At 33.3% G+C, this 13088-nt stretch carries 10 protein-coding genes; 2 read left to right on the top strand and 8 right to left on the bottom strand.

Annotation, left to right across the window (positions count from 1 at the left end; all coding sequences use genetic code 11):
* Positions 1-103: 103 nt before the first annotated feature.
* Positions 104-310 carry a hypothetical protein gene (locus tag K8B81_RS02590; RefSeq protein WP_223678661.1) on the top strand — a complete coding sequence of 69 codons (207 nt, stop codon included), beginning with the start codon at positions 104-106 and terminating at the stop codon, positions 308-310.
* A gap of 54 nt (positions 311-364) precedes the next feature.
* On the opposite strand, the gene K8B81_RS02595 is transcribed toward K8B81_RS02590, so the two are convergent.
* The 4 genes from K8B81_RS02595 to K8B81_RS02610 form a co-directional block, all read right to left on the bottom strand.
* Complete coding sequence (locus K8B81_RS02595) at positions 365-1726, bottom strand: pyridoxal-phosphate dependent enzyme (RefSeq protein WP_223678662.1); 1362 nt, start codon at positions 1724-1726, stop codon at positions 365-367.
* A 49-nt stretch (positions 1727-1775) separates the two neighbouring features.
* Entirely contained in the window at positions 1776-3743 is a 1968-nt protein-coding gene (locus tag K8B81_RS02600) for a putative porin (protein WP_223678663.1), read from the bottom strand.
* A 203-nt stretch (positions 3744-3946) separates the two neighbouring features.
* Positions 3947-5380, bottom strand: a complete 1434-nt coding sequence (locus tag K8B81_RS02605) for a RagB/SusD family nutrient uptake outer membrane protein (RefSeq protein ID WP_223678664.1) — start codon at positions 5378-5380, stop codon at positions 3947-3949.
* A gap of 10 nt (positions 5381-5390) precedes the next feature.
* Entirely contained in the window at positions 5391-8549 is a 3159-nt protein-coding gene (locus K8B81_RS02610; protein ID WP_223678665.1) for a SusC/RagA family TonB-linked outer membrane protein, read from the bottom strand.
* Positions 8550-9150: 601 nt separating this feature from the next.
* On the opposite strand from K8B81_RS02610, the gene K8B81_RS02615 reads away from it, so the two are divergent.
* Entirely contained in the window at positions 9151-9819 is a 669-nt protein-coding gene (locus K8B81_RS02615; protein WP_223678666.1) for a ribonuclease HII, read from the top strand.
* A gap of 86 nt (positions 9820-9905) precedes the next feature.
* Here the strand turns inward: K8B81_RS02615 and K8B81_RS02620 are convergent, their stop codons facing one another.
* The 4 genes from K8B81_RS02620 to lipB form a co-directional block, all read right to left on the bottom strand.
* On the bottom strand, positions 9906-10757 hold the full coding sequence (locus tag K8B81_RS02620) for a nuclear transport factor 2 family protein (protein WP_223678667.1): 852 nt from the start codon (positions 10755-10757) through the stop codon (positions 9906-9908).
* Between the two features lie 122 nt (positions 10758-10879).
* Complete coding sequence (locus tag K8B81_RS02625) at positions 10880-11620, bottom strand: SDR family oxidoreductase (RefSeq protein ID WP_223678668.1); 741 nt, start codon at positions 11618-11620, stop codon at positions 10880-10882.
* 62 nt (positions 11621-11682) lie between these two features.
* Complete coding sequence (locus K8B81_RS02630) at positions 11683-12258, bottom strand: Crp/Fnr family transcriptional regulator (RefSeq protein ID WP_223678669.1); 576 nt, start codon at positions 12256-12258, stop codon at positions 11683-11685.
* Positions 12259-12278: 20 nt separating this feature from the next.
* Positions 12279-12977, bottom strand: coding sequence for a lipoyl(octanoyl) transferase LipB (gene lipB / locus K8B81_RS02635; RefSeq protein WP_223678670.1), 699 nt, complete (start codon positions 12975-12977; stop codon positions 12279-12281).
* Positions 12978-13088 lie beyond the last annotated feature (111 nt).

The following is a 13088-nucleotide window of genomic DNA, read 5'->3' on the forward strand; positions in this document are numbered from 1 at the left end:
CCTGCTTATCCATTTAATTTTACATTATGCACAGAATGGTTTGAACTTAAATGGCAAAAGAAGCTTTTAAAAATTCAGCCAAAAATAATTAAAATTAAAAGTCATGGTCGAAAAAAATTATGATCCGGATAATGATAATTGTCCTGAAAAAGACACAATAGAAAATCTTTATTTGCAAAAGCAATCAGAGAAAAATAAAAACATACAGACAGTTGAAGAATTTATAAACGATAGTCCAAACGGAACTTCAAAAAAAGATAATCCGAACCATACCGTTTCTGATTATTATGAAGAAAAAAGCAATAATTAAAAAAAGGCATACCTGTTTAGAATGTATGCCTTTATAATTTCCGGAAAGACTGTTTTATTTTATAGCCCCTATAATATCGTATTTCGTAATAATATGATGATTTCCATTTCCTAAATCTATCAAAACAGCATCATTTTCCTTTGTAAACAGCTTTGAAACCTCTTCAATTGAAGTACCTAATTTGACAATCGGAAAAGGTTTTCCCATTACTTCTTTAATTGGTTTTTCGGCAACATTTTTGTCAGCTACATAACTTCTGAACAAGTCTGTTTCGTCAACTGACCCCACAAACCCGTTAATATCTACTACCGGAATTTGTGAAATTTTGTATTTACGCATACGCTCAATAGCATGCGAAACCAATTCTTCTGTACGAACAACAATTAATTCTTTGTCAATATGATCTTTGATAACATCTTCTGCTTTTGTTACATTTTCATCCAGAAAACCACGTTCCCGCATCCAGTCATCGTTAAACATTTTACCTACATAACGGCTTCCCGAATCGTGAAATAATACCACTACAACATCATCTGTCTTGAAATGTTCTTTTAACTGCAACAATCCTTTTATACAGGCTCCTGCTGAGTTCCCAACAAATATCGCTTCTTCTAATGCAAGTTTTCTGGTATAAACCGCAGCATCCTTATCTGTTACTTTTGTAAAACCATCAATTAATGAAAAATCAACATTCTTAGGCAATATATCTTCTCCAATTCCTTCAGTGATATAAGAATAGATTTCATTTTCATCAAAAATACCTGTTTCATGGTATTTCTTAAATACAGAACCGTAGGTGTCGATACCCCAAATTTTGATGTTTGGATTTTTTTCTTTTAAATATTTCCCCACTCCTGAAATAGTTCCACCGGTTCCTACTCCTACTACAAAATGGGTGATTTTTCCATCTGTCTGTTTCCAGATTTCAGGTCCTGTCTGTTCGTAATGCGCAAGAGAATTTGATAAATTATCGTATTGGTTTACATACCATGAATTCGGTGTTTCTTCTGCCAGTCGCTTTGAAACCGAATAATAAGATCTTGGATCCGTTGGCTCAACATTGGTAGGACAAACAACTACTTTGGCACCCACAGCACGCAAAATATCCATTTTTTCTTTAGACTGTTTGTCTGATATCACACAAATCAGCTTATACCCTTTTATGATTGCCACAAGCGCCAGTCCCATCCCGGTATTCCCTGAAGTTCCTTCAATTATGGTTCCGCCCGGTTTTAAACGTCCATCTGCTTCAGCATCCTCAACCATTTTCACGGCCATTCTGTCTTTCACAGAATTTCCCGGATTAAAAGTTTCGACTTTTGCCAATACCAAAGCATCAATCCCAGCCACAACTTTATTAAGTTTCACTAATGGTGTATTGCCAATGGTTCCTAAAATATTATTTGAAAAGTCCATATCTGTATCTGTATAATTTTGCTTTAATATAAAAAACAAATTTCGTTTTTTATTGAAAGAAATTCCAAACTAAACCAAAGCGGATAGTAAAATCGCGATATGGGTTATTTGGAGCTGAATAATAATTGCTTTCGCCAAAAGTCGAATTAAAATGCTCTGCTTTTAAATAAATTCTGGTCTGGCGAATTTTTGCATTCAGGAAAAAATCAAAAGTTGGATAACCTCCTATCTTTTTAGTGTTCTGAACAAACATTTCTGCCACTACTGGATTGTAATCATTTGCATAGTATTTTGTAAAGTAATTAAAAATAATTCCGGTTTGGATAAACAGTGCCTTATCAAAGAAATAGGCCGAATAATAAAACGTATTTCTGGTTACAAAATCCGGAACATTTAAAATCAGTGCTGATTGTGTTACCTTCTGATATAAAAAGGTATTATCGAAACCAAAATCCCCAAATTTAAATTCTCTGTTTGCTTTTACGGATAAATAGTTAATTGTGTTCCCGTATTGCGCCGGATTTACGATTTGAGTTCTGCTTTCTTTTTGTTCAGGCGTTGCGACATCTTCAAAATACAAATGATCGTTTAATACAGAATACTGAGCCTCCCCATTAAGCCATGGTGTATAAATTTTTCCGCTGAACGAATTAATTTTTTCATTTTTAAAATCTTTCCCCCAATTATACTGTACATAACTGCTTTGGTAAAGTTCATAATTATTATTGGGCAGTTTGCTTATGTTTTGGTAACGAAAATCAAACTGAATTTTTTCGTTTAAATTATATCGCAGCTTAGCATCTAAATCTGAAATGGTTTCTTTTGTAATAGACCTTGTCAATAAAAACCTTCCGTTCCATTTGTTTTTTTGATATTCATACTGCCCTCCAATATTATTAACCTGTCTGTATAAATTGTCATTAACAGCGACATTTCCTTCCTCATCAAGAATAATACGGTAATATTTATAATTTGAACGGTAATCATCAATGAAAAAATTAAATTTCCCAAGCAGTACATTCTCATAAGTCAACCCTGCTTTATTATACAGTTTTTCAAAACGGGTTTGATCCTTAATGTTACTTGTAACGTACGATTCCCCAAATCGCTCTACTAATGTATTTTCTACTGTTGATAAAACTGTAGGCTGTTTGTATTCAAAAAATTTATTTTCAAAATTAAACTGGTGCGTAACGTATAAATTATTGCTTGCTTGTTTAGGATTTATCCTGAATGCATGATCAAAAAACAGCCTTTTCCCTTTTAAGAAAGATTCGGCATCAGTAAGATAAACCTCCAGTCGCTGACGATTTGTAAAAGTTGGATCCCCGCTTTCAAAATCATCAGGCGTTGTAATACCTCCATTTTCTTCATTTAAAACATCCTGGTAGGTATAATGGGTATATAAAACATAACGTTTATCCGTTGTATTATAACTTGCTCCAATCCTGAAATTTCCAATACTGGTTAACTGGTTAATATATTTCCCTTCTGATCGCAAACCCCTGTAAGCTGCAAAAAAATTGAGATTTTTTGAAGTATTCAGGGTAATGAAAGAATCTACATTTTGTCCTTTCCCAATAGAGGTATTAAAAAACAATTCTGTCAGTGGTGTTGCTACATGGTAGTAACGAATATCACTGGCACTCATAAAATTAAAATGCTTTCCCTGAAAACCCATATCAGGATAAGGAGAAAAATCAGTCAGGCTGTATTGCAATACATTATAGGTTTGCCCAATATTAGAAAAAGGCAAAAGTCCGAAATTATCTCTTCTAAGGTAATTTTGTCTATAGGCACTCTTTATCGTTAAAGAAGTATCTACAATAGTCGTATCATGTTCTATCGTAACAATTTGATATTGCTCAATCTTAGCTACAAGCGCTTTTTTCTTTTTTACAGTATCCGTAATACTTGAATATTGCGAATTCATATCTAAATTCTTTTTAGGAGTTACTTCCTGAGAAAACAATAAAGAAGGCAGAACTAACAGATATAGAAAAAAAAGTATTCTCATTTTATAGCGTATGTATGTGTAATGATTCAATAAAATTGCTAAAGCAAAGGTAAATTATAAAAACGATTAGACACTTAATAAATTATAGATTTGCATTGCAAATATAAGTCAAAGCTTAAATTATTACTAAGTTTACTTAATACAATAAAAAAAACCGAATTTGAAATTCATCAAATTCGGTTTTTAAACTAATTACAAAATATTTATCTACCGTCATTTACTGATGGTTCAATAAATGGATTAGCATCAATTTCGGCCTGAGGAATTTTAAGGAAAAATTTCTTGTCATCCACCGTTAAATTAGCAGCTGCTCCTACTCTATGATTGCCTGTTCTGGTAATACCCCTTCTTAAACGTTTTGCATCAAACCATTCTATTCCATTTTCAGCATACAATTCTTTACGTCTTTCAACTAAAATTTCATCTAGAAGAGCAGCTCCAGTATTTGTAGATTTCACAGCATTGACATCTCTGTTTTTTTGCAAAATGTATAATAAATCATGAGCAGGAGATGTTTCACCTTGCATGTATTTAGCTTCTACCTCAATTAAAATCATTTCAGGAGTTCTTATAATTGCATTATCTCCATCAAAACTAAATTTAAATTTAGTTGTTATCCAATATCTAAAATCGTTAATATTGGTAATTGTAGCGCTTTTTCTTTGAAATCTGGCACGAACATCTGTTGTAGAAAACAAACTAACGAATTCTCTGTTAACATAGGTAGCTGAATATGATGTCGTTAAATGATCAGTCATGGAAGCTGGTGCATTATAATAATAATTTGATTGGTCAACACTTTGAGCACTACCCCAAATCCATTCTGTGTTTTCAATATTATCGAAACCTGTACTATATTGAGCTGCATTTAATACTGCTGTTGGATTACCACCATAAGCAGCGATTGCAGCCTCCTCAGCTTCCTGCCATTTACCCATTACCTGATAAACTTGTGCCAAAATAGCATTAGCTACGTTTTTATTAATATATGATTTACCTAACCTATCTTCAGTTAATCCAGCGACAGCTTTTTTAAGATCCTCTACTATAAAATTATAAACCTCACCAACAGTAGACATTGGATTTCCTGTTATAGAAGTTTCCGTATAAATCGGAGGAGCAGGAAAATTAGCATCAATAGAGTATGTAGGACAAAATTCTAATGCTAACTGATGATAGAAAAAACCTCTTAATGCATATCCGTAAGCCGCCAATTCAACTTTATCTGATTGACCTAAAGCCGTACTTTGTTCGACTCCTTTGATTAAAACATTCGCCTGATTGATCATATAAAAACAATAATTCCATGAAAAAGTTGTTCTTCGATAAGTGGGTTCACGGTTATCATTAGCATAATCAAAACCGAACCAGTTATCAGCCTGAATTATATCATTTCCTTTTACCGATCTGGCAAAAAAGATAGAATTTAATCCTGCTGCATCTGTATTTGTGTATTGACCTCTAAATCTTCTCATAATTCCTGAGATAAAAGCCTCAACCCCTTCCCTTGTTCCAAAAACAACATTTTCAGAAACGGCATCTGTTGGCTGCGGCTCTTCCAAAAACTCGTCGCTACACCCAGTTAACATCATCACAGCTAAAAAAGTGATGAAAATTTTTGATATAATATTTTTCATAATTATTGTTTTAAAATTCCAAGTTCAATCCAAATGACAATACTCTTAAGTTATACGATCTACTGTCTGTAGTACCCGCTATACTTTGTTCCGGATCAATTCCTTTATGTGTTTGATATGTCCATAAATTATCTGCCTGGAAGTATAATCTAAGCTTAGACAAATGAACTTTTTCAGTTAAACTTGCAGGGAAATTATACCCAAAATTTAAAGCTTTCAATCTCACATAATCATTTTTATATAAGAAGCGCGTAGATTGTGTATTAAAATCATTGTTAGAAGCTAAAACCAATGGAACATCAGTAATATCTCCAGGATTTTGCCATCTATTTAAGATATCAACACTAGCTACTCTGCCTGCTGACTCGAAACCTCCCATTAAACTTGCATAATTACTGTCATATACATAAGAACCAAAACTGAAATTGAATAAAATATTCAAATCAATATTTTTATATCTGAAATAGTTTGTAAGTCCTCCAACAAAGTCTGGCAGTGACTCTTTTCCGGTATAATATCTCGTTGCTTCAGAATATAACTTAGTAGTTACTCTCTCGCCAGTAGGTTTTCCGTCAGCACCCAAAACATCCTTATACCACATTCCATAACCTGTTGCAGGATCTACACCTGCCCAATCCTGCAAATAGAATTCATATAATGATTTTCCAACTTCCCAACGCTTTGTCCCATTGATGAATGATGCTTGCGTTAATTCAGTAATTTCATTTTTATTCAAAGTCACATTTATATTTGAGTTCCAAATAAAATCTTTAGAAACAATATTTCTGGTATTCACCGCAAATTCCCAACCATAATTTTTCAAACCTCCAACATTTGTTGTGACACCAGTATTTCCAGTTGATCCTGGCAATGGCTTATTATAAATCAAATCAACTGATTTTTTTTGGTAATAATCAACAGTTCCTGTAATTCTGTTATTAAAAAAACCAAAGTCAAGACCTAAATCTGTAGAAGCTGTTTTTTCCCAAGTTAACCTAATATCTGCAGCTGCCCCTAAAATCACTCCTGTATTCGCTAATTCATTCCAACCTGTTTCAAACAATTGCTGGTAAGGAAAATAATTTTGTACATTTCTTCCATCTCTTGGATCAGTATTTACTTGTAATGTTTGATTATTTCCTAATTGACCGTATGAAGCTCTTAATTTTAAAGCACTAATCGTGTTACTATCCTTCAGGAAATTTTCTTCAGATATCAACCATGACCCTCCAACAGAATAGAAGTCACCCCATCTTACAGCACTATCGAAGCGTGAGGAACCATCTCGTCTATATGAACCTTCAACAAAATACTTCTCGTTATAGTTGTATGCTAAACGTGCCAAATAACTCGAAATTCTATCTTCTGCAGTATATCCTGAAACACTAGATGGTGTAGTACTTCCTGTTAAAACATAAACTCCAGGCAAAAAGCCTTCACCCTGAGCTCCCAGCGCATCATATTTATATTGGTAAGACTCCTGTATTAAATCAGCGCTAACATTATGTAACCCAAAAGATTTTTTATAGTTTAAACTATTAATAAAGTTAACTCCGGTAGTAATATCCCTATCTTGGGTGACACGGCCTCCTGCACTTGCAGCATAACCAACTTCATTACTAGCATATTGATACGAATCATACAAATATTTATCATAAGCTAAATTTGTCTTAAAAGTTAAATCATTTGTAATATTAAATTCTAAATAACCATTTGCCGTAAAATTATCACGTTTGTAACCAATTTTATACATATATAGCGAACCATAAGCATTTTCATTGTTAAATACTGGTCTTGTTGCATTTAACAATTGCCCTGGTACACCAGCTCCATAGTCATAAATCTTATTACCGCTTGCATCAAATACTAAATCGCCATTTCCATCATGTCTGTATACCGGATAGATTGATGGCACGTTATATATCCACTGAATTGCACTTTGAAAACTTGACCCGCTTTGCGAAGGAAAATTCTGGTCTGAAGTAGAATAAAACATCGTTGCTCCAGCTTTCATCCAATTATTAATCTTGCTGTCAACACTCAAACGCGATGTTATACGCTCGAATTTAGATGTAACTACATTACCTTCCTGGTTTAAATAATTGGCATTAAATGAATATCTTGTATCACTACTACCACCTGAAAATGACAATGTATGTTCTTGTCGTACTGCAGCATCATTTAACAGTAAATCTTCCCAATCAGTATCCCATTTTTTATTTGTAGAAACCAAATTACCATTTGCATCAACAGGAACTGCTACATTATAAGGATTATATCCTAAATTTGCTATTAAGTTAGTAGAAGCGTTCTGACCTGCTAAAGCAGAATTTTGTCCTGAGACATATTGATTAGCATTTCTGATTCCTTCCCAGCTTAGTTTCATGTAGTCATCTGTACCTAATCTTTTATGCAAAGGAACGGCATTATTTGCAAAACCCACTAATGTATTAAAACTAACTTGTGGCGCACTATTATATTTACCTCTTTTGGTTGTAATTAGAATAACCCCATTTGCTCCTCTGGATCCATATAACGAGGTAGAAGCTGCGTCTTTCAAAACACTCATACTCTCAATTTGATCTGAACTTATTGTATTGATATTTCCGTTAAAAGGTGCTCCATCAACAACAATTAGAGGCTCAGCAGACGCATTAATAGAATTAACACCACGTATGCGAATAACGGGATTTTCACCTGGCATACCACTTGGCGCAATAATATTAACCCCTGCAACACTTCCTTGTAATGCCGTCATTACGTTAGTTGCTTGTTGCTTTTCCAAAACATCAGCACTAAGTGTTGCAACAGAACCAACAATTTCCTTAGCCTTCTGCTTACCATAAGCAACAACAACAACTTCATCTAATGTCTTAGTAGAAGATTCCAGTGCTACATTCAATTTATCTGATGTTCCCACAATAACTTGTTTATCTTCCATTCCAACATATGAAAAAACTAATACATCTCCTGTTTTAGCTTTGATAGCATATCCTCCATCAAAATCTGTTTGCGTACTAGTGTTTGTTCCCTTAACAACAATATTTACACCGGGAATGGCAAGTCCGCCATCTGTTACTACTCCGGAGATTGTTTTCTCTTGTGCAAAAGAAAACTGCATAGATAACGCTATAAATAGCGTAAAAATCCATTGTAATTTCAATTTCATCTTAATTTATTTTGAATTAGTAAGATGTAAAAATCTTAATTATTTATTAAAATAACAAATATCAATTACGTTTTTTATTGAAATAACTTTAAAGAACTCAAACTTTAATTAAATAAAATCAACTAAAAACAGTTAAAAACGAGATATTTTTCAATAAAACGGAAAAGAAAGTTATGTCTTACTTTTTTAAATTAACACTAAGTTAACAACGATTTAATTTTTAAATTTTAAATTTTTTATAACATTTTAATAATTTTTAGTGATTTTCCCAAATTAACTCCACAGCTATTTTATTTTTAAAACAGCATCAAATTGTTAAAAAAGTATTATAAATTAATTACGGTGTTTTAAAAAAAAATTACTTGATGAGCATGTTTTTTATTCTATAAGTAATTTTTTCATCAGTAATTCATACCGCTAACAAGAAAAATCTTTATTAAAAAATAATCTCTTTTCTTAGAATATGTCATCATTTCCTCCCTCACTTGACATTTTTATAAATTCCAGCTAACTGATTCGCAACTCTATAAAACAATGATTTATTTCAAGATGTATCGTTTTAATTATAAAAAATATATTTTTGCTACTTAAAACTATAAGAATGCTTCAGAAAAATTTTTCAGGATATGTTTTCGAAACTGGCACCGATGAAGCCGGGCGAGGTTGCCTGGCAGGTCCTGTTACTGCTGCAGCTGTAATTTTACCTGCCGATTTTGAGCACTCATTTTTAAATGACAGTAAGCAGTTATCTGAAAAAATAAGGGAATCCTTAAAACCGATTATCGAAGAAAAAGCAGTTTGTTTCGCCGTAACACATTTACATCCGGATGAAATCGACGAAATTAATATCCTGAATGCTTCGATGAAAGGAATGCAGGAATGTATTTTGAAATTAAAACAAACACCCGAGTTTATCATTGTTGACGGTAATCGTTCACTGAATGCAAAATTAGGCCTGAAAAATACTTTTGGAAGACAGTTTTCTGCTACTGAAATTGAGTTATTAAAATCAATTCCAAATCAAAGCATTATAAAAGGTGATTCAAAGTTTTTAAGCATCGCTGCAGCTTCTGTACTGGCAAAAACATACCGTGATGAATTTATGAACGAAATTCACAAAGAATTCCCGATGTATAACTGGAAACAAAACAAAGGTTATCCAACCAAAGAACATCGCGAAGCCATAAAAAAATACGGAACTACAAAATACCACCGAATGAGCTTCAGGCTCTTGCCGGAGCAATTGGAACTGGATTTTTTTGAGGTATAAAAAAAGTACTTGCTGTGTTTTTTTAATCAAAATGATGCATTTTTTACCCTACGAATACTGATTATTCTTTTAAATTTACGTATCCATTATTTTTTGCTCTTCAGAAATTCAGCAAATTGTTTGGTGTCAAAATAAAAAGGCGTGATCCCAGTAATTTTTCCGTTTTTCAAATCAAAATGTTCGGAGATTGGCATCGAAAGTGACTTACCTGATTTTTTTGCCTTGCAGTTTATGGTAAAATAAACAATGACCTCATTTTTGGAAGCATCACTAAAATAAACAGGTTCTTTTTCTATCTGCAAATCAAAGAATTCAGCTGATTTTGCAAACATTTTAGTCCATTGATCAAAACCTTTATACGTTCCGCCGTATGGAAGTCCTGTTGCCTGGTTGTAAACTGCACCGTCTTCGATTAAAGAAGCTATCGCATTGAAATCTTTAGTTTTAAAAAGGCTTTCAAAATATTTTTCAACTACTTTCAAATTATCAGCTTCCAGATTCTTTAAAACATCCGCCTCTGACAAGGTTGCATCTTTGTTCCAGAAACTAATTATCTTACTGATTTGACCTTTTCCGTTTAATCGGGCAAACTCACGGCCTCCCATTATCAGTTTATTTTTAGAATCCTGGATTTTCCAGTCCCAGCTTACATAATTGTCTTTTACGATTTTTGGTTCTGATGTCAATACAGCATCCGGATATTTTTTATAAAATTCATTAATCACATTATTAAATGCAGTAATACCTTTTACTGAAGCTGAAGGATCTTCAAAAGTACTGTCGTCAAGCCAGATTGTTTTTATCATTTTTAATCTTGCATCGCTGTTACGCTCCTGCCATATCTTTTCATACATCGTAACCGGATATAATTTATCCTTTTTTTGAGCCAAAATCCCATTACAAATAAAAAGCAAACAGATAAAGTAAATTTTTCTCATAAGTCAGACAAGTTTGATTGATAGAAGATTATAAGCATGAATAATCTCAAATTTACCACAAATACCGGGAAGAATTGCAACAAATCAGTAAATTAACTTTTAAATCCTGTATCCATAAAAAATTAGCTAACACTATTTATTTTTTTGAAAGCAAATTTGGGCGCTAATCTGTAAATAAAATAGAGCAGCTTCACTTTCGAAACCCTGATTTCAGTTTTGTTGCTGCTGATTCCTTTTAGCATTTCAGAAACCGCTTTCTCAGGTGTTATTGCTATTTTAGGAGGATTTCCATCGTGCCATGGCGTATCAACTACCGGAAATAGCACTTCTATGACCTGAATATTTTCGCCTCTAAGCTGATATCTTAAAACTTGTGTGAAAGAATGTAATGCCGCTTTTGCCGAATTATAAAAAGTATAAACCGCTCTTGGCACATACACCAAACCTGTTGTAATATTTATGATTTTCGAATGACTGTTCTGAATTAATACCGGATATAATAATTTAGTCAGGCGAAGCGGGGCAATAAAATTTGTGCAAATCTCTTTATTCAGATTTTCCAAAGCTAAGACATCTTCAATAAAATTGTTTTTAGTTACAATTGCGGCATTATTGATCAAAACATTCGCTTCAGGATGATTTTCTATAATCCAGTGTGCGAAAGATTTACATTCTGTTTCCTGAGCTATATCACAATGATAAATAATTAAATCGGGCAATTGTTTTTGTGCAGCAGCAAGTTTCTCCAGTGAGCGACCACAAGCAATTATTTTATTACCCTTTTTGATAAGCTGTGTGCACATTTCGAATCCAATACCAGAACTTCCGCCGGTAATGATAACAGTACTATTTAAGATTTCCATAATTGTTTTTTAAATTATGAATCAAAAATAGTTTACTACCTAAAGGCATGCATTGACCTATGTTAAGTCCTGATTTTTCTTTTGAGCCGGCTGAAGGATTCCGGCTGAATGCCTAAATAAGACGCGATGATTTGCTGTGAAACACGATTTTCAATATTCGGAAATTCAGCAGTAAAGATTTCGTATCTTTTTTCTGCGTCCAAAAGCAGTAATTCTCTTTCTCTTTTTTCTTTAATGTAAAAAGCTTTTTCAAGAATTTGGACTAAAAATGCATTCCAAAACGGATTCTCTTCTTTTATAGCTAACCAATCAGCATAATCGATTTCAAGAATTTCGGAATTTTCCATTGCCTCAACAGCAAAATAGGAAGGTGTATTATAAATCATAGCCGAATATGAACTGACAAAATTATTTTCGGCTATAATATTTTTAGTGAATTGGTTTCCGTTTTCGTGCGTGTAAACATATCGGAATAAACCTTTGATTAAAAAAGCCATTTTGTGAGGCACCTGACCTTCTTTGATAAAATAATTTCCTTTCTGAATTATTTTGTGTTGTGAGATATTTGCCAACTCCTGTAATTCCTTTTCCGGCAGTCCTAAGTGACTTAAAAATGATTTTTTATCGTCATCTTCCATAACTGAATTACTTTTAAATCTTAAATAAATTCCGCTTCGAATAACTCCTTAAGATGTTTGATGATTTTAGCTTTCACTTCTTCTTCATTTACTTTTTCAAAACCTAGTTCAACGTTCAGAGAAGTAACGCCTTTTCCGCGGATTCCACACGGAATAATATTATCAAAATACCCTAAATCAACGTTTACGTTTAAGGCAAATCCGTGCATGGTTACCCAGCGGGATGCACGAACGCCCATTGCGCAGATTTTGCGAGCAAACGGAGTTCCAACACCTAGCCATACACCTGTTTCTCCTTCGCTCCTGCCCGATTCTAATCCGTATTCTGCCAGAGTTAAAATAATTGATTCTTCAAGTAAACGCAGGTATTTATGAATATCAGTAAAGAAGTTTTCCAGATCCAGAATAGGATAACCAACAATTTGCCCGGGACCGTGATAAGTAATATCGCCACCCCGGTTGATTTTATAAAAAGTCGCTCCTTTGGCTTCGAGCTGTTTTTCGTTTAACAGCAAGTTTTCAAGATCGCCGCTTTTTCCTAAAGTATAAACATGCGGATGCTCTACAAATAATAAGTAATTTGGAGTAGGAATTTCAGTTTCTTCCCTTCTGTTCTGGATTTTCAAATCGACTATTCTTTTGAATAATTCTTCCTGGTATTCCCAGGTCGTTTTGTAATCTTTAGCTCCGAGGTCTTTTAGCTGGATGATTTTGTTCATTGTATTATTTTGAAGTGCAAAAATACAATTAAATATTGTGATTCAATATGTAAGGTCTTAAAGGTACAACTTACATAAATTTTACCGCAAATTCGCAAATTCTATTTTAAA

It is taken from the genome of Flavobacterium hibisci, assembly GCF_020026925.1.
Classification (GTDB): Bacteria; Bacteroidota; Bacteroidia; order Flavobacteriales; family Flavobacteriaceae; genus Flavobacterium; species Flavobacterium hibisci.

Coding starts and splice junctions, on each gene's coding strand:
- K8B81_RS02620 (WP_223678667.1), bottom strand. CDS start 10,757: ATGAGAAAAATTTACTTTATCTGTTTGCTTTTTATTTGTAATGGGATT.
- K8B81_RS02590 (WP_223678661.1), top strand. CDS start 104: ATGGTCGAAAAAAATTATGATCCGGATAATGATAATTGTCCTGAAAAA.
- K8B81_RS02625 (WP_223678668.1), bottom strand. CDS start 11,620: ATGGAAATCTTAAATAGTACTGTTATCATTACCGGCGGAAGTTCTGGT.
- K8B81_RS02630 (WP_223678669.1), bottom strand. CDS start 12,258: ATGGAAGATGACGATAAAAAATCATTTTTAAGTCACTTAGGACTGCCG.
- K8B81_RS02595 (WP_223678662.1), bottom strand. CDS start 1,726: ATGGACTTTTCAAATAATATTTTAGGAACCATTGGCAATACACCATTA.
- K8B81_RS02600 (WP_223678663.1), bottom strand. CDS start 3,743: ATGAGAATACTTTTTTTTCTATATCTGTTAGTTCTGCCTTCTTTATTG.
- K8B81_RS02610 (WP_223678665.1), bottom strand. CDS start 8,549: ATGAAATTGAAATTACAATGGATTTTTACGCTATTTATAGCGTTATCT.
- K8B81_RS02605 (WP_223678664.1), bottom strand. CDS start 5,380: ATGAAAAATATTATATCAAAAATTTTCATCACTTTTTTAGCTGTGATG.
- K8B81_RS02615 (WP_223678666.1), top strand. CDS start 9,151: ATGCTTCAGAAAAATTTTTCAGGATATGTTTTCGAAACTGGCACCGAT.
- lipB (WP_223678670.1), bottom strand. CDS start 12,977: ATGAACAAAATCATCCAGCTAAAAGACCTCGGAGCTAAAGATTACAAA.